This window comes from Microbacterium sp. Leaf288, from assembly GCF_001422925.1.
GTDB lineage: Bacteria > Actinomycetota > Actinomycetes > Actinomycetales > Microbacteriaceae > Microbacterium.
On sequence record NZ_LMNI01000011.1, the window covers coordinates 26533 to 47613 of the forward strand.

Sequence of the window (21081 nt, forward strand, 5' to 3'; positions counted from 1 at the left end):
CCGATGGCATACCAGACTATCCGTCGCGTCGTAACAGGCCACAACGATGCGGGAAAGGCGGTGATTCTCTTTGACGGGCCCACGCCTAACCTCTTGCAGTTCGAGGGGGTGCCCGGCCTGGTCGCCGCCGTGCCATGGCTGACCGTCGGCGGCGCGATCGACTTCGTCAGCGATCGTGATCCGGCGCCGGAAGGTGTGAGCATCCCTTCCTTTCCATACGCAGGAGAGACCATCCTCCGCGTGGCAGACTTTCCACCCGACGCCGACTACCCCGCCGAGGCGAGTACGGCGATCTTCGCCCAGATCGACGGTACGGAGGGAGAGTCCGCGCACCGCGAAACGTCGGCTCGGCACTTCTGGTTCCATCGCACCGATTCGCTCGACTACGCCGTCGTGCTCTCCGGCGAGATCACCCTGCTTGTCGACGATGGAGAGACCACCTTGCGCGCTGGCGACGTGGTGGTCCAGCGCGCCACGAACCACGCGTGGTCGAACCGCACCAATGAGAGCGCGCGGGTCCTGTTCGTGCTGATCGGCACGCCATCATTGCCTGCCGACGAGATCGCGCACGCACGCAAGGCGCGTCGAGAAGGAGATCAGACGTGATTGTAGATTTGAACGCGGCTGAAGGCCAGACGATCTGGCGCCCCGACGCTGACACTGTGTCGGACACGGGCGTCGCTCGCTTCGCCGACTTCCTGTCGTGTCACGGGATCGCGGCAGGGGACCGTTACAACGAGATGTGGCAGTGGTCGGTCGATAATCCCGAGCTCTTCTGGGAGCAGTTCGTGGAGTTCGCGGGTATCGACCTACGGGGCGATCCAGGACCCACACTTAGGGGTTCATCCATCCTGGACACCCGCTGGTTCCCCGGTCGCACCGTCAACTTCGCCCGGCACCTACTCGAGGGCCGGGAGGGCCTGGCTCTGCTGTGCCTCGACGAGGAGGGAAACAGCACCAAGACGACGTGGGCCGAGTTGCGCGGCAGAGTGGGCGCGCTCGCGGCGGAGCTGCGGACCACCGGTGTCCGCGCCGGCGACCGCGTGGTGGCCATCCTGCCGAACATCGAAGAAGCCGTCGTCGCAATGCTGGCGGTGACTTCCATCGGAGCCATCTGGTCCATCTGTGCTCCGGAGTTCGGCCCCGGCGCAATAGCTTCCCGATTCGCTCAGTTGGGGCCGAAGGTGCTCATTGCTGCCCCCGGATATCGGGTCAACGGCGCGGATCGTGATCGTCGGGCCGAACTGGCAGCGGTTATCACGGAGCTGCCGACGCTAGAACGCGTGATCTGGGTCACTGCTCACACGGAGGTTCCGGCGCCTGACGGCGATCTGAACGAGGGGTGGGAGGGGCTGGTGGAGCGTCCGCGCGCGCCCTTGTACGCGGAGTTGGAGTTCAGTCACCCGCTCTGGGTCCTGTTCTCATCCGGCACAACCGGACGTCCCAAGGGGATCGTTCACGGGCATGGTGGAGCGCTCATCGAGATGATGAAGATGCATCTCATCCACTGTGATCTGCGGCCCGGCGACCGCTTTCTCAGCGTCGCCTCCACCAGTTGGGTGGTGTGGAACTCTCTCGTCTGCGTGCTGGGGGCGGGTGCCACCGCTATCCTCGTCGACGGGAACGCCACCTACCCGAACGTCAACCGGGTGTGGGATCTGGCCGCCGCCACGCGGGCGACCGCGCTCGGCGTGAGCGCAGGATTCGTGCACGCCTGCGCCAAGGCCGACCTCACTCCTGCGGAAGACCTGGATCTTCGCGCATTGCGTCTCGTGCAGGTGACCGGATCACCTCTGTCTGCTGAGGGAGCCTGTTGGGTGTATCGCGCGGTCGGAGACGTCTGGCTCAGCTCTGCAAGTGGTGGCACGGACGTCGCGTCGATCTTTGTCGGCGGAGTCCCCACCGAGCCTGTGAAGCTGGGTTACATCCAGGTGCCGGCGCTGGGTGTGAGAGTAGAGGCGTGGAATGACGACGGGACGCCCGCCGATGGCACCGGTGAACTCGTCGTCACGGCCGCGATGCCCTCGATGCCACTGTGCCTGTGGGGCGACTCAGATGGTTCTCGATACCGGGCGAGTTACTTCGAGATGTTCCCCGGTGTCTGGCGCCACGGCGACTACATCGAGTTCGCTGAAGCCGGGATCCGCATCCACGGGCGATCCGACTCCACGCTGAACCGCAACGGGCTGCGTCTGGGGACGGCGGATATCTATTCCGTGGTCGAGGCGCTCCCCGACGTCGTCGAGGCGCTTGTCGTCGGCGCCGAACTCGGCACCGACGGGTATTACATGCCGCTCTTCGTCCAACTCCGCGACGGCGCGAACGAGGAGTCGGTTCGAGCTGCAATTGCTTCGGCCATTCGGGCGAACCTCTCGGCTCGGTATCTGCCGGACGAGATCGTAATCGCGCCCGGCATACCGCACACGCGAACCGGCAAGAAGCTCGAGGTGCCGGTAAAGCGCCTCATACAGGGGGTCGCACTGACGGAAGTCGTCGATACCCAGTCAGTGGATGATGCGGAGGTCCTGACGTTCTTCGCCCGATTCGCCGCAAGTGCCGTGGTGTGAGCCGCGGTTACGATAAGTGGGCGTTCAGTCGACGGCGCCTGGGCGCGAGCAGGGTGCACGCACCCGCTTGAAGTCCTGACTCTGCCCCCACCCGCTGGAGCCGGCCATCGGAGTGTAAGCAGTCGCGATTCGGATCGGAGTCGGAATGCTCTTCACGCAGCTCGAGTATTTCGTCGCGGTCGCGCGGGAGCAGCACTTCGGCCGCGCCGCTGCGGCGTCCTTCGTGTCGGCCTCGGCGCTGTCGGAATCGATCCGCAAGCTGGAGGCTGAGCTCGGCGTGCCCCTGGTCCGGCGCGGGCGCTCGTTCCAGGGGCTCACGCCCGAGGGTGAGGCCGTGCTCGTGTGGGCCCGGCGGATGATCGCCGACCACCGGGCGCTTAAGGACGAGGTGAGCAGTGCCGCGGCCCGTCTCAACGGCGTCGTACGTGTCGGTGTCATCCCGTCGGGCGTCGCGTTGGCGGCCCGGGTGCTCGCCGAGCTGTGCGCGACGCATCCCGACCTCCAGGTGCGGCTGGTCACGGGGCTGACCTCCGAGCAGGTGGTCGGGGGTCTTCGCTCGTTCGAGTTCGATGCCGGTCTGCTGCACCCGTCGGCGGCAGCGGCCGACGATATACGTCACATCCTCGTCGAGACTGATCGCCTCGTCGTCGTGGGTGCGGCGTCGCGGAGCGACTTCGGTGAGACGATCGAGCTGGCCGCGCTCGAGGGACTGCCGGTCTGCGTCCTCGAGCCGAGTATGCGCGCGCGTCAGATCCTCGACGACGCGCTGTCCGAGCGGGGCGTGCGGCTGCGCCCGCGGGTCGAGGTGGACTCGGTCGAGGCGCTGCTCGCCCTCGCGCGGACGGGGGAGTGGGTCAGCGTGGTACCGCGCTCGGCGGTCCCGAAGGCCGCGGCGAGCATCGGCGTGAAGGTCGCCGAGATCGTGCGCCCCGAGGTCAGCATCCCGATCGTCCTCGCGATGCTCGGAGAGGAACCGCGGCCGCCGCTCTCGCTGGCCGTCGACGCGGCCGCGCGTCGTCTGGTGACGCCTCCCGCCTGACAGAGGGGCGCGAGATCATATCGGATCATGCGCCCTCGCGTGCGGGAAATTCGCTCAGCGATCGCCGGCGGTGCCACGACGCAGGAGCCGCCCCTTCTCGGGATCTAGCCTTGCGCCATGGCGACGAAGCCCCCCTCCACAGATATCGACGAGACGCGCATGCACGTGTCGCGACCCAAGAAGGTCGCGGTGGGCGTGCCTGCTGTGCTGCACGCGCTGCAGATCGCGAACGAGCAGATGGGGGTCGCGCGCTCTGTGCAGACGCTGATGCGCGTGAATCAGAAGGACGGCTTCGACTGCCCCGGCTGTGCCTGGCCGGAGGAGGACAAGCGCCATATGGCGGAGTTCTGCGAGAACGGCGCCAAGGCGGTCGCCGAGGAGGCCACGCTTCGCCGCGTCGGGCCGGCGTTCTTCGCCGCGCACTCCGTCGAGGAACTGCGCACCCACGACGACTGGTGGCTCGGACAGCAGGGGCGGCTGACGCACCCGATGTTGCTCGAGGAGGGCGATTCGCACTACCGCCCGGTTTCGTGGGACGACGCGCTGCGGATCGTCGCCGACGAACTCCGGGCCGTCGACGACCCCGACGAGGCCGTGTTCTACACCTCCGGACGCACCTCCAATGAGGCCGCATTCCTCTACCAGCTGCTGGTGCGCGGGATCGGTACGAATAACCTGCCGGACTGCTCGAACATGTGCCATGAGTCATCCGGATCCGCGCTCGTCGAAACGATCGGGATCGGCAAGGGCACGGTCTCGATCGAGGACATCCACGAGGCCGACCTGCTGATCGTCGCCGGCCAGAACCCCGGCACGAACCACCCGCGCATGCTGTCGGCCCTTGAGAAGGCCAAGCAGCGCGGCGCGCGGGTGATCGCCGTCAACCCGCTGCCCGAGGCGGGGCTGATGCGGTTCGAGAACCCGCAGACGGTCCGCGGCGTGGCGTTCGGCGGCACTAAGATCGCGGACCGGTTCGTGCAGATCCGCGCTGGCGGGGATCAGGCGCTGTTCCAGGCGATCGGCAAGCACCTGCTCGAGGCCGAAGCCGCCGACGGGGGAGTGCTCGACCACGCGTTCATCGCCGAGCACACCAGCGGCTTCGACGCATATCGTCAGGCGATGGCGGATGCCTCGTGGCCCGAGCTCGTGAAGGCGACGGGGCTCCCCGAGAAGACGCTGCGCAAGATCGGCGAAGAGGTGCGCACCTCCACCTCGACGATCGTGTGCTGGGCGATGGGGCTGACGCAGCACAAGCACTCGGTGCCGACGCTGCGCGACGTGGTCAATGTGCTGCTGCTGCAAGGCAACATCGGACGCCCGGGCGCGGGCGTCTGCCCGGTGCGAGGGCACTCGAACGTGCAAGGCGACCGCACCGTGGGCATCTACGAGAAGCCTGCCGAGGAGTTCCTCGCGGCTCTCGACCGCGAGTTCTCGTTCCGCGCTCCGCGGGAGCACGGGTTCGACACCGTCGAGGCGATCCGCGCGATGCGCGACGGCCGGGTGCGGTTCTTCATGGGCATGGGCGGCAACTTCGTGTCGGCCACTCCCGACACCGCGGTCGTCGAGGCCGCCATGGCCCGCGTCGATCTGACCGTGCACGTCTCGACCAAGCTCAACCGGTCGCACGCCGTGACCGGGCGCCGCGCGCTCATCCTGCCCACGCTCGGCCGCACCGACCGCGACCGCCGCGGCGGCGCGGAGCAGCGGGTCACCGTCGAGGATTCGATGGGGGCCGTGCACGCCTCGCGGGGGCGGCTCGCCCCGCCGTCGGAGGAACTGCTCAGCGAGGTCGCCATCGTGGCGCGGGTGTGCGCGCTGGTGTTCGGCGGGGGATCCTCTCCGGCGACAGCACCGGTCTCCCACGGCGGCGATGCCGAGCGCGGTCTGCCGGAGCACGGTGAGATCGAAGAGCCCACGGTGACGACCGTCAAGACGGCTGTGCGGCAGGCGAACAATGTCCCTCAGGCCGACTGGGCGGCGCTCGAGGCCGACTACGCGCTCATCCGCTCGCACATCGAGCGCACGATCCCCGGGTTCGAGGACTTCGAGACGCGCATCCAGAAGGGCCGCACGTTCTTCCTGCCCAACGGGCCGCGCGACGCCCGGCGGTTCGCGACCGTGGATGGCAAGGCCCGGTTCACCGCGAACCCGCTCGAGTACCCGCACATCCCGCGGGGACGGCTGCTACTGCAGACGCTGCGATCGCACGACCAGTACAACACCACGATCTACGGCAAGGACGACCGGTACCGCGGCATCCACGACGGCCGCCGCGTCGTGCTCGTGAACCCCAAGGACATCCAGAATCTCGGCTTCGCCGAAGACGAGATCGTCGACCTGGTGTCGGAGTGGGCCCGACCGGACGGCTCCCTCGAGGAGCGTCGCGCCGACGAGTTCCGCATCGTCGCCTACAACACACCCAAGGGCAACGCCGCCGCCTACTACCCCGAGACGAACGTACTCGTACCCCTCGACTCCGTCGCCGACGTCTCGGGCACACCCACCTCGAAGGCCGTCATCGTCCGCCTCGAGCGACGCGCGTGAGCATGCTCGCCCACGCAGCGCTCGGGAGCGGAGAGACCGTGCGCCTCGCCGCGATCAGCTCGGCGCCACTCGACCTCGACGCCCACCTCCGGGCGGTCGACGACCCCGCGGTGGGAGCGGTGACGACGTTCGTCGGCCGCGTGCGCGATCACGATCCGGATGCAGCATCCACCGTCGATGCTCTGGAGTACTCCGCGCACCCCGACGCCGAGAGCGCGCTGCAGCGCATCGCCGAATCCGCCGTGGCCGGCAGCGATGCGCTCGTCGCCGTCTCGCATCGGATCGGGCACCTGAGTGTCGGCGACGTCGCGGTCGTGATCGCCGTCGCCTCCGCCCATCGCGGAGACGCGTTCGCCGTCTGCCGCACGCTCATCGAGACCATCAAGACCGACCTCCCGGTGTGGAAACGACAGGTCGAGATCGACGGCACCGCCACCTGGCTGGCACTCGGCGGATGACCGCGATCCCGGTGACGATCGGGCGACGGATGCCGCAGTCCGCGGCATCCGTCGATCTCGGCGCGCACGCGGCCGCAGCGCCCGTGGCGTCGATCGGCGCCCCGCTGGTGGACACGCACGGGCGGGTGCACCGCGACCTGCGGATCTCGTTGACGGATCGGTGTTCGCTGCGGTGCACGTATTGCATGCCGGAGCAGGGCAACGAGTGGTTGGCGAAGACGAGCATCCTGACGCTGGATGAGATCGTGCGGATCGCCCGGGTGGCCGCGGCCGACGGGATCACGACGTTCCGCCTCACCGGCGGGGAGCCGCTGCTGCGCACCGACATCGTCGACGTGGTGCGACGGCTGTCGGCGATCACCGGGCCGGGTGGGCGGCCGGTGGAGATCGCGATGACCACGAACGGGATCCGCCTGGCGGAGCTCCTCCCGGGGCTCGTCGAGGCCGGGCTGACCCGGCTCAACATCTCCATCGACACGCTCCGCCGTGACCGGTTCCACGCCCTCACCCGCCGCGACCGGCTCGACGACGTACTCGACGGGATCGCGGCGGCCGGGGCATCGGGTCTGCGCCCGCTGAAGCTGAACGCGGTGGCGATGCGCGACGTCAACGATGACGAGCTGGTCGATCTGGTGGAGTTCGCGGTCGCGCATGAGGCGCAGATGCGGTTCATCGAGCAGATGCCGTTGGATGCGGGGCATACGTGGGATCGATCGCGGATGGTGACGCAGGATGAGATCCTCACCGCGCTGTCGGCGCGGTGGGAGCTGACGCCGGTGCCGGGTCGGGGTGGGGCGCCGGCGGCGCGGTGGACGCTGGACGGCGGCCCGCATTCGGTGGGGGTGATCGCGTCGGTGACGGCGCCGTTCTGCGGCGACTGCGACCGGTTGCGCCTCACGGCCGACGGGCAGCTGCGCAATTGCCTGTTCTCGACCACGGAGTACGACCTACTTCCGATCCTTCGACAGGCTCAGGGACCGGTGGAGGAGCCCTTCCCCCCGGTCGCTGAGCTTGTCGAAGCGGGCATCGACGCGGGCATTGATGGGATGCTGCGCTCCTGCGTGCACGGGAAGCTGCCGGGGCACGCGATCAACGACCCGGCGTTCCTGCAGCCGGCGCGCGGCATGAACGCGATCGGAGGCTGAGATGGGCCGCCTGACCACGCGGACGCCGGTCACCCGGATCGCGCTGAATGACGGGGATGTCGCGGTGCGGCGCCGGGCCGACACCCTCGCGGTGGAGGAGCCGCTGGAGATCCGCATCGCGGGCGAGGCGCTCACCGTGACGATGCGCACGCCCGGCAATGACCTCGAGCTCGCCGCCGGGTTCCTGGTGTCGGAGGGCGTGATCGCCGCGTCCGGCGACGTGCGCTCCGCGATCCACTGCGGCGGCCCGGGCACCGGTGCCGTGGCGCCGACGCCGTTGCTGACGATCGGCGTCGACCCGTCGGTGCCGACGGCGTCGGCCGAGAACACGTACAACGTGCTCGACATCGCGCTCGCCCCCGAGCTCGCGCCGCTGGTGACCGACATCGCACGCAACTTCTACACGACGAGCTCGTGCGGCGTGTGCGGCACGGCCTCGATCGAGGCGATCGACAAGCAGTCGCGCTACGACGTCGCGACGGATGCCGCCCCCGTCGACGCGACGCTGATCGCGGGTCTTCCCGACACGCTTCGTGCGGGGCAGGCGGTGTTCGAGAAGACCGGCGGCCTGCACGCCGCCGCCCTGTTCGACGCGGCATCGGGTGAGCTGCTCGTGCTGCGCGAGGACATCGGGCGGCACAACGCCGTCGACAAGGTGATCGGCTGGTCGCTGCTCGACGACAGGCTCCCCCTCACCGGAACCGTGCTGCAGGTGTCGGGCAGAGCGAGCTTCGAGCTCGTGCAGAAGGCCGTGATGGCCGGCATCCCGATCCTGTCCGCCGTGTCGGCGCCGTCCTCGCTCGCGGTCGAGCTCGCCACGGCGTCCGGGCTCACCCTGGTTGGGTTCGTGCGCGGATCGTCGATGAACATCTACTCCCACCCCGACCGGGTACGGGCGTAGAAGGACTGCGGAAGCAGACCGTCTGGAGGCCCTGAGATCACATCGTGTCGCTTGAGTGCCACTCACCAGGCACTGCAAATGCTGTACGAATCGGTTCGTATCTTATAGAATCGTTCAGTGTCGCGATCCGACGCGGCGCTTCTTTGAAGTGAGGACAATGATGTTCAAGGACCTTCTGCTGTCGCGTTCAGGCACCCCCGCTGAACTTCGAAAGCACATGGAGGACGTTCACATCCCGATGGGACTGTCCATTCCCGCAGTCGCCCGTGAGATGCAGCGCTACACTCTGAACCACGTTGAGGGCAGTCCGGTTGCAATCGCGATTCACCCGCCGATCGACCGCTTGTCGACGATCGTCGAACATGTCTGCGGAGGCTGGGAGGGCCTCACTCGACTCGGCCAGGATCCCGACTTTCAGGAGAAACTGCTGCCAGACGAACAGTACATGAGCACCCATCTGATGGACGGTCAAGCCGAATTCGTCGCGATCGATGAGGAGCAACCGATCTTCACCTCGGGGGATGTCGGCACTCTGCGGGTATTCGACCTGCTTCGCCGCTCCGCATCGGTCTCGCGCGAGCAATTCCTACGGCAGCTGGAGGCCGAGGGGGCGTGGGCGAAGACGGACGATCGGTATCGCGCCGCAGTCGGTCAGCGGGTACACAGCATCGTTGGCGAGGGCACTGCCTCTTACGGCGAGGCAGCGGAGCCGTTCGACGCAGTCGTGGAGACCTGGCCCGCGGACCTCCATCGCCTTGAGGACCTGGTCGATGAGCTCCGCTCACGCCGCAGCGCTTATTGCGATCCCGCGGGCTCTTTCACTGTCGTTACAGAGGAGCGCTGGTTCTACGGCGAGGTCGGACCTTTTGGACCGCGCGCAGAGAGTGCAGGACGTAGCTGAAACTACCGCCTGAAGTTGCGGTGGAGGTCGTAGGCGGTTTCAGCGTCCGCAGTATGCCTGGCTAGGTGCGTTCCACGGCACGCCGCTTACACGCGTGCGAGAGGCCGTGATGGCCGGCATCCCGATTCTGTCGGCCATCACGGTGCCGTCGTCGCTCGCGGTCAAGCTCGCCGATGGACGTCTAGTCCCACCCCGACCGGGTGCATATCTCCGTACCCCACCTCGCGGCCGGCGACGGTGGCGCTGCGGTCGGTTCAGGAATGCGGGGTCATCCAGCCGCGGCCGAGCAGTCGCTCCGGTGCCGGATTAATCAAGAGTGAGACCGTTCCCGACCCCGCAATGTGGCCAAATGACCGGGGAGCAATTTGTTGAATTCTTGCCGCTCTAATCACCTGAAAGTGGGTGGGAATGCGCCTTACCGTAGACGACGGAGCCGGGTTTCCGGCACGGCGGGAGATTACATGATCCTGGACACACCGGCCGGTTCCTCGCCGTGCGATGGGGATGCCGTTGCTACGCGCGTTGCGTACTTCGTGTCTGACAGCACCGGGATAACCGCGGAGACTCTCGGTAGTGCGCTGCTCGCGAATTTTCCCGCGCTGCCGTTTGCTCGGCACACGATTCCTTTCGTGGACACCCTCGATGGCGCGCGAGCGGTGGCTCGGGACATCCAGAGCCTGATCGCTTCCGGTGCGCAACCAGTGGTGTTCACGACTGTGAAATCGGCAGACATCCTCCGTGAACTCGAGGTTCGGGGAGCCGTGGTTGTAGACCTGCTGAGCGGGCATCTGACCGAGCTTGAGGTGGCTTTTGGAACCACCAGGTCCGAGCAATTGGGTCAGTTCCACGGACTTGGGGACATCAAGCAATACTTTGCCCGAATGCGCGCCGTCGAGTACGCGATCGAGCACGATGACGGTCAGAGCGGCCGCGCCCTGGACATCGCCGACGTGATACTCATCGCACCATCCCGGTGTGGCAAGACACCAACCACGATGTACCTCGCGCTGCAATACGGTCTGCTTGTCGCCAACTATCCGCTCACGGACGACGACTTTCCGACTGACCATCTGCCGCCCTCAGTAAACCGCCACGCCCCCAAGTGCTTCGGGCTCACGACCACACCGTTGCGGCTCAGCCAAGTGAGGCACGAACGGCGACCGGACTCGGTCTACTCGAGCCTCGCCCAGTGCACCCTCGAGCTTCGCCGCGCCGAAGACCTCTATCGCCGGAACCGCGTGCCGTTCCTCAACTCGTCGACCAAGTCGGTCGAGGAGATGTCGGCGGTCATCATGCAGTCCATGCGCCTGCGCAACTGACCTCTCCGCAGCCTTCCCATTCACGAAATCAATCAACAGGAGCGATCATGACGAACATCCTCTGGTTCGAGCAGGTCGGCATGTCCGACATCACACAGGTGGGCGGCAAAAACGCCTCACTAGGAGAGATGGTGTCGAACCTGTCGGATGCCGGTGTTCGTGTACCCGGGGGGTTCGCGACCACCGCCGATGCATACCGTGAGTTCCTCGACGCGAACGGACTCTATGGTCGCATCCGACGCGCAGTCGAGGCTCTCGACGTCACCGATGTCGCAGAGTTGGCCCGCGTTGGCGCCAATGTCAGGGACTGGATTCTGGCGCAGCCCTTTTCGTCGACGTTCGAATCGGAGATCAGGCAGGCATACGCGCAACAGGTTGAGGGCGATCCGCAGCCTGAGTTCGTTTCATGGGCGGTGCGTTCCAGCGCCACTGCCGAGGATCTTCCGGATGCGTCGTTCGCGGGCCAGCAGGAGACATTCCTGAACATCAGCGGCATTGAGAACATCCTCCTAGCGATCCGGCACGTGTTCGCCTCGCTCTACAACGACCGAGCGATCGCTTACCGCGTCCACCACGGCTTCGACCACCACGACGTCGCGCTGTCGGCGGGTGTCCAGCGGATGGTGCGATCGGATATCGGCGCATCCGGTGTGCTCTTCACCGTCGACACCGAGTCCGGCTTCGACAGGGCCGTCTTCATCACGAGCTCATACGGGCTCGGCGAAGCGGTGGTGCAGGGCGCGGTTAATCCCGACGAGTTCTACGTCTACAAGCCTGCGCTGCGGGCACGTCGCCCGTCGATCCTCAAGCGGTCGGTAGGCGAGAAGGCAGTGAAGATGGTCTACGCCCACGGGCGTCACGTCGGCGGCAGCACCCTATTCACGGATGTCCCAGCTGCGGATCGTGCCCGGTTCAGCATCACCGACGCCGAGGTGGAGGAGCTTGCCCGACAGGCGCTGATCATCGAAGACCACTACGGCCGGCCGATGGATATCGAGTGGGGCAAGGACGGGGTCGACGGAGAGCTCTACATTCTGCAGGCACGGCCCGAGACGGTTGTCTCGCGGGTCGACGGGAATGTGATGCGCCGCTTCGTGCTCGAAGAGGCGGGCGTTCCCATCGCGGAGGGGAGGGCCATCGGACAGAAGATCGGCGCAGGGCCGGTGCGCGTCATGAAGTCGATCGCGCAGATGGACCAATTCCAGGCAGGCGATGTGCTGGTGGCGGACATGACCGATCCGGACTGGGAGCCGATCATGAAGCTCGCATCGGCGATCGTCACCAACCGAGGTGGCCGCACCTGTCATGCCGCGATCATCGCGCGCGAACTCGGCATTCCCGCGGTGGTCGGAACGGGCAACGCGACGGCGACCCTGAAGGATGGCATGGACGTCACGGTCTCCTGCGCCGAGGGGGACACCGGCTTCGTCTATGAGAGCATCCTGAAGTTCCAGGAGCTCGTCACGCAGTTGGACTCGATGCCCGAGAGCCCGGTGAAGATCATGCTCAACGTCGGCACGCCCGATCAGGCCTTCTCCTTCTCCAAGCTGCCGAATCGAGGCGTAGGGCTTGCACGGCTCGAGTTCGTCATCAACCGGCAGATCGGCATCCACCCCCGCGCACTACTGGAGCTCGACACCCTGCCCTCACCGCTGCACGACGAGATCGCCGAGAGGATCAGCGCCTACGCGTCCCCGCGTGAATACTTCGTGAAGCGCGTGGCCGAGGGCGTCTCGATGCTGGGCGCCGCGTTCGCACCTGAGCCGGTGATCGTGCGGCTTTCGGACTTCAAGTCCAACGAATACGCGAATCTCATCGGTGGCGAGCTGTACGAGCCGCACGAGGAGAATCCGATGATCGGCTACCGCGGCGCCTCCCGCTACATCTCCGACGACTTCCGGGCCTGCTTCGACATGGAGTGCGAAGCGCTGCGGTTCGTACGCGACGAGATGGGGCTCACGAACATCGCCATCATGGTGCCCTTCGTCCGGACCCTGGATGAGGCGGCTGCCGTCATCGATCTGCTCGCCGAGAACGGTCTGCGCCGCGGTGAAAACGGCCTGCGCGTGATCATGATGTGCGAGCTACCTTCCAACGCCGTCCTCGCCGACGAGTTCCTCCAATACTTCGACGGGTTCTCCATCGGCTCCAACGACATGACACAACTGACGCTCGGACTCGACCGCGACTCGGCACTGGTCGCCGCGACATTCGACGAGCGGGACCCTGCCGTGCTCCGCATGTTGTCCATGGCGATCGACGCGTGCGCGAGAGCCGACAAGTACGTCGGGATATGCGGGCAGGGGCCCAGCGACCATCCCGACCTCGCCGAGTGGCTCGTGGAGCAGGGCATCGAATCGATGTCACTCAACCCGGACACCGTCGTCGAAACCTGGCTGCGACTCGCTCAAAGGGACCTCGCACCGACTACGTGAGTGTCGAGGTCGGCGCGTCGCGGACACTCTGAACGCCGCATGTGCGCCAAGAGGACCGCACCAGCCAGCGATTCCGGCCGAATTCCGCGACAGGGAGAATGCCCCGACCGGTTCGCGTCGGTGCAAGACCGACGGCGTGGGGCCGTGTAGTACGTGGCGTGGCGGTAGTTCTTGCCCGCGGGGCTCTCGAAGAACGCGCCCTTCGAGTTCGCCGTCGTCTGCACTCTCGACACCGGCGGTGCGATCCCCCGCATCGTGTGGGCCGGGTTCCTCACGCTCGACGAGGNGGGGGGGGGGGGGGGGGGGGGGGGGGGGGGGGGGTATCGTGCCCCGCGCGGGCGCGCAACTATCGACTGACCTCATCCAGCCAGTCGATGGAACGCCGCTGCATGCCCAGCGGAGAGGAGTACGGGGCATCCGCCCACACCGATCGGTAAGCGTTTGCGGCCCCGGCCTCCGCGCAATGGCCGGCGACGAGCCGGTCCGCCGCCCGCATCCCCTTCGGGGAGAACAGCGTGTTCTGGCCGGTCTAGCCGATGAAGAGCGGCACGCGCCACAGCGATGTCGGGCGACTCAGCGACCAGCCCCATGCCAGGATTGTGCAACATCCAGGTGTGGGTCTGCTCGTAGCCGTCCAGGTTGGCCGTGAACGTCGACATCATCGAGATCATCCCCGCAGCGCGGACTTTCCGCGCTGAGCGCCCCGAGGATCCCGGCCCGCGCGCCGTCCCCCGAGAACCCGACCACGCTCACCCCGCCCGCGCGCGTTCCCGGATCGGCGACGAGGATGCCAGCGGCGAGGGCGTTTTCGCACGCCGATGTTCCTCCCAAGAGGTGCCCAGAAGCCCCAGCGTCTTCGCGAGCGAATCCTCGTTCGCCCGGCGTGGATGTCATTCAACGCTTCTGCGTCCAGCGCCGCACCGCCCCTGGGCCACCTCGAGCTACGCGATCTGGCGCCCGCCACGATATCCGCTCCACCGCGAGGCGCCGACTGCCCCAGCTGAAAGCATCATGCACCAGCACCGCGTAGCTGGCGCTCCGCGCCGGCAGCAGCACCACGGCATCACCATCGGAGCCGATGCGGACGGCCTGCAGCTGACCGGCGGCCTCGACGATATGGGTGGCGCCGGCGGTGCTGCGGATCATGAGCGCCACCGGTTCGCAGTCGCCCACTCCAGGTCGATGTCGGCGCCGCCGCGCACTGGCACACCGCGAACGCGTCCGCCGGGCCACCTCGGACCATGGACCGCTGTCCACTGCCTATGCTGTGAGCTGCTGCATCATCCCAGCGGTATCGTTCAGGCGCCAGATCTCCGCGATCTTGCCATCCTGGAATCGAAGAAACGTTGCCTGTTCGATGTCGAAGACGTGTCCGTCGGCGGGGATGCCGAAGAACTCGGTCAGCAGCTTCCCTACCACGCGCGCGCGAACCGCGACGGTGTCGCCCTCGCCGACGATGTCGATGATCTCGAATTGCGTCTCCGCCCTGGAGCCCATGAACTCGAGATGCTCCTGCATCCCGGCGAGCCCTTGCCGACCGTTCGGGAGGGTGTCGGCCGGGAGCCGAACGTCGTCCGCGAGTAGTTCGGCGAGCGCACCGCGCGCGGTGCGCGGATCCAGCTCGAGAAAAAATTGGCGACCAGCAGCCTTGTTCGATTCGGCAGTCATTCTCGATCCTCCTTGATGAGCGACCATTTTACGAAACGATACGTAGTGTACCTTATGGGCATCATGGTGCAAGTGTTGAGGCGCCCGGTGTAGCGGGACGGCGCTGGAACGCGCGTCGAGTCAAAGCCAACTTCGACTAAGACCCGAGGTCGCATGGGCACAGGCGCGGCTCAATCGCTCAGTCTCCGCCCGGCTGCACGGAACGACTCGCTCCGCCCACCCAGCCAGGTGTCCCCCAAGTGTCCCCGAGCCTCCCGAGCATTCCGATTCTGGGTGATCGAGGAGTGTCTGGAGTGCGAGTCCGAAGACCGCCGGACGCGGCGAATCAGGTGTGAAAGCTAGTTTGATCAGGGGTAAATAGGATGCATTGTGATGCGGCCCCGAGGCGCGGAGATCGTTCCCGGGCACCCTGCTAAGGTGGAGTCCCCTCACGGGGACCGAGGGTTCAAATCCCTCCGTCTCCGCACTTTTTACCCCGATTTGACGTCGTTCTGAGGCGTGTTTCCGGGGTTTCGATCCTTCTCGATCCGCGCGGTTCCTTCTCAGATGTGGGCACGGCGACGGGCGAAGATGCCTGGTCAGCGGCGAGCCTCATCGCAAGCGTGACCATGACTGACGTTCTGCGCATCACTCGGTGCAACTGCTGAGCGATCTGCGTAGTCGTCGAGAGGGCGCGATCGGCTGCCCACTTTCTGCCCACAGATGAGACGGAGGGGTAGTGGACCCCCGCCTCGGTGATGGAGATCATCGGTCACACCAGGCGGGCGATGTCGTGGATCATGCCCGAACCTGCCGACCGAGCTGAAAACTCCCTTCGTTGCCGAAGGGACAGGCGTCTGGTGTCGCACGATTAGCGGAGTTGCCCGTGCATATGGCGCGGGCAGGGCAAACGCGCATTTGCGTCAGTGTCTACGGCCCGAAGTCCAACCCGGTGTGGCCGCACGATGCGCGACCGGCCAACGGGCACCGGCCAACGGGCGGGATCCGCGGCAGTTGCACACGTCGGTTATCTGCCGCGCGCCTTCTTCGCTGCCTCGAAGACCTCCCAGACTCGTTCGGCTTCAGCGATGAAGTCGGCCTCCGAGCGCTTCACACTCGCCAGCCGGTCGCGTGCTTCGGCGAGCCCTTTCAGCCCCTGCGTCGTCAGCCGGCTAGCGGCCTAGTCGTCTCCATCGTCAATCCAACCCGGTGAGAGTGCGCAGTCGGTCCCACTCGTGCCTGAGAAGCGGCAAGATCGTTCCGTGTTTGGTCGAGGGCGGGATCGAGACTTCGTCGAGGGGCACATAGCTCCACTCGCCGGAGTCGAGATCCGTGCACTCCATCGCAAAGTAGCCTTGCGGCATCTCCTGATATTGGTCGAGGAACAGGAACCACCGTTCCTCACCTCGAGCACGGATCACGATCGGCGCCTCGACGCCACCGGGGTAGCGATCTCCGGCGATGTTGGTGGTGATGAGAGTGAAGTCGTCGTCGAACAGGCTCGAACCTCTCTCGAGGTAGATTCCCCAGCCGCCGGATCTCGCCTCATCTTTCGTGAAGCGATACACCTTTCCGTGCTCGTGAATGACCGCGGTGTCGATGACGTCTCGTCCGCCGGTGTCGATCATTACCTCGGCAGGTGTGAAAGAAGAGAAATCGCGCGTGCGGGAGTACATGATCCTGCTGTAGGAGTCCGCCCCGTGGGTCGGGTCGTCCGCCGCGTACAGCCTCGACGACCAGAAGACGACGAACTCGCCGGTCTGGGGGTCCACGGTGACCTCCGGTGCCCACGCCATCCCGGCGTTCGAGGGCGCGATCTCGATCGACCGCGCAGCCGTCCACGACACGAGGTCGGACGACTGCCACCCGATCAACGATCGACTGCCCTGACGTAGCGACTCGTCCCAGATCTCCCTGTCACCCGCCGACGTTCGCAGATCGGTTGCGAGAATGTGAAACGACCCGTCGCTTTCCGCGCGCGATCGCCGGATCGCGGACACCTCTGGTGCCGATGTGCGATTCCAGCACCGGCTGTCCGCCCCAGAGCGGGTCCCAGCGCAGCGGGGTATCTCCTGAGCTGAGGGAGAAGTGGATCTTCTCAACGTCCGTCACTCCGTCGGCACGAAAGTGCGCGAAAAGATATCCGTAGTGCTCGTCGGGTGAGTTCACCAGCACCGCCTCCGTCTCGTCGTGCCGTGACGCCATCCGAGTGCGGCGGGCAGGGCGTTGACCACGCTGATCCCGCGCTCCAAGCCACACCGACAATGCGGCGCCACTTCGATCCGTCTCGCCCAGCGTCGTGGCGAATGCGTCCACAACGGGGCAAACCGCTCCTCTGCGAGCAGGTCTACGGATACTCCGTTCACCCCCGGCACACTTCCTTTCGCATCGGGACGGCTTGTCAGCGGACCACGATGCGGACGCGCGCGAGGTTGTCGACTCGGGCGAAGGGTGTCTCCGTGTCTCCATGCTGCTGGGCGGTGACTTTGACGCTCACGAAGTGCGTGCCTGCTTCCGAGAAGCTGTGACGGATCGACTGGTCCACCTCGGTCGTCGCGGTCACATCGCTGCGGACCGCGAATTCGCCGCTGTCGTCAAGATCCCAGCGAACTTCCACGATTCGAGACTGGGCGTCGACGGTGGCCGCCGACACGCCCAGCTCGACTTCCTCGCCGACGGTCACCTCGGCGCGTTCGCTGCCGTCGACCGTGAGCGAAACGATGGGCTGAACGCCGCCCGGTCGATGAGGGCTCGTGATCCGAACCTGTCCGTCGACGACCTCATACTGCGTCGAGCTCGCCGGTTCGATGCCGTCCTCGGCCCAGGCGGCCACCTGGCGGAGCGCCTGGTGCACCACGCCGAGGTATGAGACCGTGTGCGTCGGAAGCTCCGCGCCCGACACATCCGCATGGAACGCGCGGTCGACCATCCAGACTCTCAGGTGCTCATCTGCGTCGGCGCCCCGGTGCTCGCGCACCTTCCCGGCATACCAGTCGGCCTGCCACGCGAAAGCCTCGCGGTCGTACCGGGCCTCGACGACGATCATCTTGCCCGCGATGTCGCCGGACTGCAGAGTCCCCGATGCGCCCTGCGCCATCAGGGGGCCCAGCAACAGGGGGCGCTGCGGGAACAGCGGCTCGCCGGACTCGTCGCGGAACTGATCCCACACGGTGAACTCCGGCGCGGGGACCTGGTGTCGGTGATAGGTCTGTGCGGCCAGGAAGTTGCTGTTGTCGACCTCGACCCGGTCGCCCGGGCGCAGCTGCTGCAAGAACGGGCTCAGCTCCGGGAAGTCGACCAATGCGATGCCGTCTCGGACGGTCTGCAGCAGTGCGACCGATCCCTCCGCGTCACCGGATTCGACGCGCAGTTCGGCGTTCATCGGATCGATCGCGGAGCTTGTGTCGAGGCGGAGTGCGACGACGACGTCCTCGCCCTGCTCGGGACCTTTGAAGGCCTCGTCCACGCCGCCGGACGGTCCAGCGGGAAGGGGGATGAGTCCTGAAGCCGCAGCCTCACGACGCGTGATGACGGCCTCGACCGAGGCGGAGAATCGTACGCGGTCTCGGTGCACCGAGGAGGTCGGGTCCGCGCCGAGATAGCCGGGCTGGGTCCAGAAGTCGTCGAAGTACGTGGGATCGATCGCTTTGAGCGAGCGGTACAGCACTCCGAACGCCTGGGTGCCCATGCTGTTGTGGCCGACCCACGCGGCCGGATTGAACCCCATGCGGGTGACCTCCTCCAACGCGGCCGTCTCTTCCTCCGAGAGTCCTTCGCCGAGGTGGCGCAGTGAACCGGGTTCGACCTGGTCGACGATGTCATCCAGCACATTGCGGAGGACTCGCATCGCGTGCATCCGGACGGTGAAGACATTCGGGAGTGCCACCGGGCTCCCGATGACGTGGGGCACGAAGCCGTCCCACACGCCACGGGTGTTCTCCGCGCAGGCGATCGTGCGGAAGCCGCCGCCCGAGCCGCCGTATGCGTAGCCGTATGTGCGGTGAGGTCCGTAAACGCGCTGTGCGATCACTTTCACGACCGCAGCGACCGCAGCGTTGGCGCGGTACGCGCCGATCGTGGGATCGACATCGGTCTGCGGCTTCGACAGATCGATCGCACCGCCGCCGTTCGTTTCCACGAAGAACGCACCGGACGAGAATGCGAAGCCGATCTTGTCGTCGGCACCCGTCAGCCCCGTCGCGAGGTGCTCGCTCTCCGGCACGGGGGTGATGTGCTGGAAGAAGCGTCCCTCGTACTCGCCGGCGGGCGGCAGATAGGCCGAGAACCGGTTCGCTGTGCCGGCGAACCCACCGTGGATGTACCGGTGCTTCGACGGAGCATCACGCTCCTCGTCGATGTCGACGTACGGCTGCGCGTAGAACGCATCATCCGTCGTGAATTCGGTGAGTTCGACGGCCGTCGCGGAGATGCTCATTGGCCTTCCTTTCCAGGGCAGTGGTGGGGAGTCATTCTTCGTCGTCGGGTGTGGTCGCTCCGCGACCCGGGCGCAAGGTGTGGCTCTCTTCGCGAACGATGCGCACGGCCTCCGTTCCGCCGAGCGGCGCGGCGGGGATGATCTCGGCTTCGGTGGCCAGTTCACGGCGTGCGAGCACCTCGGCGCTGATCACCTTGATCCGCTTCTCGAGGCGCTGATAGTAGAGCGCGATGAAGCCCACCACGACAGCGAAGATCGCGGGGATCCAGCTGTTCACTGCGACGATTCCCACGATGGCCTGGGCGGACTGCTCGTCGGCGCCGCCGTTGTAGCCGGTCATGGCGAGCACCACACCAGTGAGGCCCGCTGCGATTGCCTGACCCACGGTGCCTGAGAACGAGAACAGTGCCCCGCCGACGCTTTCGAGGCGACGATGGCCCTTCCACTCGTTGTAGGTCGAGTTGTCGATGACGAGGATCGGAGCGAGGAAGCTGACCGGAAGCGACGCGAGCGCAGTCAGAACCGAGGCAACCATGATGATGGCCACGTTGCCTCCGGCGAACATCATCACGAGATATCCGACTGCCCCGATGAAGCTGGAGATGGCGATCATCCGCGAGACGGACAGCTTGCGGATGAGGACCGGGAAGAAGAACATGAGCGGAATCAGCGCGACGAACGAGATCGAGACCACTCCCTGCAACGCGAGGTTGCCCACGATGTAGCGGAAGTAGTAAGCACCCGCGGTGAAGCTCGCGTAGATGCCGACGACCAGCGACATGCTCGAGAGGATCCACATGAACGGGTTGGTGCGCAGGACGAGGAGGATGTCCTTCAGCCGGACGCGCTCGGCGTCGATTGCGGCGGCCTCGGGAGATTCGCGGAAGACCCAGAATCGGACGAGGCCGATCAGCGTGAACACAACAGCGGCGGTGATGGCCACGAGGGACCATGCGTCGGGGTCCTTGCCTGCATTGCCGACGGCGATCGGCATCACGACGGTGATGATCACTGCGGCGAGGACGGTCACCAGCCCCGACTTGGCGGCGACATCGCTGTAGTGCTCGCGCTTGGGGAAGACTCGCGCGGTGTACAGCGGATTGTTCGCGTTGTACAAAGGCATGAAGACCGCCGTGAGCAGGACGTACGACGTGAAGATCCACACATACTTCGCGACGTCGCCCAGCCCGCCGGGCGTCGAGAACAGGCACGCGGTCGCAGCCCAGCAGAGAATGATGACGAGATCGAATGGTCGCGCCTTGCCCAGTCGGGTCTCGGGCGCGACGTCGACGAGGAAACCGGCGAGGAGTGCTCCCACGGCGTCGATGATCTTGGCCGCGACAAGGAGCCCGCCCACGATGGCGGGATTGAGGCGAAGCGTGTCGGTCGCGTAGATCGTGAAGTAGCCGACCATGACCACGAGCGCGTTCATGGAGAAGGCGTGAGTCGACCAGGGGATGATGCGCCAGATCGAGACGCGCTCCTTCTTGCCCGCAGCGCGCGCGCGCGCTCGATCCTCCCTGGTCGGTTTCGCGCTCGGCGAAGCTTCTGTGAGTGAGGCCATGACGTTCTCTTCTCTGAGTACGGGCGATGCTGGACTTTGCAATGTCGAGTGAACCTCAAGTTTCACGCGATGTCGAGGTGGTTTTTCGTCCTTGCGCAAAAAGATGGGCGCTAAGGTGGTGTCGAA

At 66.1% G+C, this 21081-nt stretch carries 16 protein-coding genes and 1 tRNA gene; 11 read left to right on the plus strand and 6 right to left on the minus strand.

Annotated elements, in window-relative coordinates:
• The first annotated feature begins 3 nt into the window (after positions 1-3).
• The 10 genes from ASF40_RS09595 (at position 4) to ppsA (ending at position 13309) form a co-directional block, all read left to right on the plus strand.
• Positions 4-606 carry a cupin domain-containing protein gene (locus tag ASF40_RS09595; RefSeq protein WP_082496974.1) on the plus strand — a complete coding sequence of 201 codons (603 nt, stop codon included), beginning with the start codon at positions 4-6 and terminating at the stop codon, positions 604-606.
• Positions 603-2567 carry an acetoacetate--CoA ligase gene (locus tag ASF40_RS09600; protein ID WP_056368475.1) on the plus strand — a complete coding sequence of 655 codons (1965 nt, stop codon included), beginning with the start codon at positions 603-605 and terminating at the stop codon, positions 2565-2567. Before ASF40_RS09595 ends, ASF40_RS09600 begins: the two co-directional genes overlap by 4 nt.
• A 145-nt stretch (positions 2568-2712) precedes the next feature.
• Positions 2713-3606, plus strand: coding sequence for a LysR family transcriptional regulator (locus ASF40_RS09605; protein WP_056368478.1), 894 nt, complete (start codon positions 2713-2715; stop codon positions 3604-3606).
• A gap of 117 nt (positions 3607-3723) precedes the next feature.
• A complete protein-coding gene (locus ASF40_RS09610; RefSeq protein WP_056368480.1) occupies positions 3724-6150 on the plus strand; it encodes an FdhF/YdeP family oxidoreductase in 2427 nt (808 codons plus the stop codon).
• A gap of 2 nt (positions 6151-6152) precedes the next feature.
• Positions 6153-6608 (plus strand): molybdenum cofactor biosynthesis protein MoaE, encoded by a 456-nt coding sequence (locus tag ASF40_RS09615; RefSeq protein WP_056368482.1) that lies wholly within the window; start codon positions 6153-6155, stop codon positions 6606-6608.
• Positions 6605-7753 carry a GTP 3',8-cyclase MoaA gene (moaA, locus tag ASF40_RS09620; protein ID WP_157549594.1) on the plus strand — a complete coding sequence of 383 codons (1149 nt, stop codon included), beginning with the start codon at positions 6605-6607 and terminating at the stop codon, positions 7751-7753. Before ASF40_RS09615 ends, moaA begins: the two co-directional genes overlap by 4 nt.
• Before the next feature lies 1 nt (position 7754).
• Positions 7755-8654, plus strand: coding sequence for a formate dehydrogenase accessory sulfurtransferase FdhD (gene fdhD / locus ASF40_RS09625; RefSeq protein ID WP_056368484.1), 900 nt, complete (start codon positions 7755-7757; stop codon positions 8652-8654).
• A gap of 157 nt (positions 8655-8811) precedes the next feature.
• Positions 8812-9555, plus strand: coding sequence for an EthD domain-containing protein (locus ASF40_RS09630; RefSeq protein WP_082496975.1), 744 nt, complete (start codon positions 8812-8814; stop codon positions 9553-9555).
• A 461-nt stretch (positions 9556-10016) separates the two neighbouring features.
• On the plus strand, positions 10017-10874 hold the full coding sequence (locus ASF40_RS09635) for a pyruvate, water dikinase regulatory protein (RefSeq protein WP_056368487.1): 858 nt from the start codon (positions 10017-10019) through the stop codon (positions 10872-10874).
• 47 nt (positions 10875-10921) lie between these two features.
• Complete coding sequence (gene ppsA / locus ASF40_RS09640) at positions 10922-13309, plus strand: phosphoenolpyruvate synthase (protein ID WP_056368490.1); 2388 nt, start codon at positions 10922-10924, stop codon at positions 13307-13309.
• 894 nt (positions 13310-14203) lie between these two features.
• Here the strand turns inward: ppsA and ASF40_RS09650 are convergent.
• Both ASF40_RS09650 and ASF40_RS09655 read right to left on the minus strand, forming a co-directional pair.
• Positions 14204-14455 carry a hypothetical protein gene (locus tag ASF40_RS09650; RefSeq protein WP_157549596.1) on the minus strand — a complete coding sequence of 84 codons (252 nt, stop codon included), beginning with the start codon at positions 14453-14455 and terminating at the stop codon, positions 14204-14206.
• Positions 14456-14569: 114 nt separating this feature from the next.
• Positions 14570-14977 carry an ester cyclase gene (locus tag ASF40_RS09655; protein WP_056368496.1) on the minus strand — a complete coding sequence of 136 codons (408 nt, stop codon included), beginning with the start codon at positions 14975-14977 and terminating at the stop codon, positions 14570-14572.
• A gap of 389 nt (positions 14978-15366) precedes the next feature.
• Between ASF40_RS09655 and ASF40_RS21095 the strand changes: the two genes are divergently transcribed.
• Positions 15367-15441: transfer RNA gene (locus ASF40_RS21095), tRNA-OTHER, on the plus strand.
• A gap of 711 nt (positions 15442-16152) precedes the next feature.
• Here ASF40_RS21095 and ASF40_RS09660 read toward each other — a convergent pair.
• From ASF40_RS09660 to ASF40_RS09675, 4 genes are all read right to left on the minus strand, one after another.
• Positions 16153-16728, minus strand: coding sequence for a hypothetical protein (locus ASF40_RS09660; RefSeq protein ID WP_157549598.1), 576 nt, complete (start codon positions 16726-16728; stop codon positions 16153-16155).
• 145 nt (positions 16729-16873) lie between these two features.
• Positions 16874-17125, minus strand: coding sequence for a hypothetical protein (locus ASF40_RS09665; protein ID WP_157549600.1), 252 nt, complete (start codon positions 17123-17125; stop codon positions 16874-16876).
• A 232-nt stretch (positions 17126-17357) separates the two neighbouring features.
• Entirely contained in the window at positions 17358-19391 is a 2034-nt protein-coding gene (locus ASF40_RS09670; RefSeq protein ID WP_056368503.1) for a PKD domain-containing protein, read from the minus strand.
• A gap of 31 nt (positions 19392-19422) precedes the next feature.
• Positions 19423-20955 carry an MFS transporter gene (locus ASF40_RS09675; protein WP_056368504.1) on the minus strand — a complete coding sequence of 511 codons (1533 nt, stop codon included), beginning with the start codon at positions 20953-20955 and terminating at the stop codon, positions 19423-19425.
• Between the last annotated feature and the right edge of the window lie 126 nt (positions 20956-21081).

Coding starts and splice junctions, on each gene's coding strand:
- ASF40_RS09595 (WP_082496974.1), top strand. CDS start 4: ATGGCATACCAGACTATCCGTCGCGTCGTAACAGGCCACAACGATGCG.
- ASF40_RS09605 (WP_056368478.1), top strand. CDS start 2,713: ATGCTCTTCACGCAGCTCGAGTATTTCGTCGCGGTCGCGCGGGAGCAG.
- ASF40_RS09610 (WP_056368480.1), top strand. CDS start 3,724: ATGGCGACGAAGCCCCCCTCCACAGATATCGACGAGACGCGCATGCAC.
- ASF40_RS09615 (WP_056368482.1), top strand. CDS start 6,153: ATGCTCGCCCACGCAGCGCTCGGGAGCGGAGAGACCGTGCGCCTCGCC.
- moaA (WP_157549594.1), top strand. CDS start 6,605: ATGACCGCGATCCCGGTGACGATCGGGCGACGGATGCCGCAGTCCGCG.
- fdhD (WP_056368484.1), top strand. CDS start 7,755: ATGGGCCGCCTGACCACGCGGACGCCGGTCACCCGGATCGCGCTGAAT.
- ASF40_RS09630 (WP_082496975.1), top strand. CDS start 8,812: ATGATGTTCAAGGACCTTCTGCTGTCGCGTTCAGGCACCCCCGCTGAA.
- ASF40_RS09635 (WP_056368487.1), top strand. CDS start 10,017: ATGATCCTGGACACACCGGCCGGTTCCTCGCCGTGCGATGGGGATGCC.
- ppsA (WP_056368490.1), top strand. CDS start 10,922: ATGACGAACATCCTCTGGTTCGAGCAGGTCGGCATGTCCGACATCACA.
- ASF40_RS09650 (WP_157549596.1), bottom strand. CDS start 14,455: ATGATCCGCAGCACCGCCGGCGCCACCCATATCGTCGAGGCCGCCGGT.
- ASF40_RS09655 (WP_056368496.1), bottom strand. CDS start 14,977: ATGACTGCCGAATCGAACAAGGCTGCTGGTCGCCAATTTTTTCTCGAG.
- ASF40_RS09670 (WP_056368503.1), bottom strand. CDS start 19,391: ATGAGCATCTCCGCGACGGCCGTCGAACTCACCGAATTCACGACGGAT.
- ASF40_RS09675 (WP_056368504.1), bottom strand. CDS start 20,955: ATGGCCTCACTCACAGAAGCTTCGCCGAGCGCGAAACCGACCAGGGAG.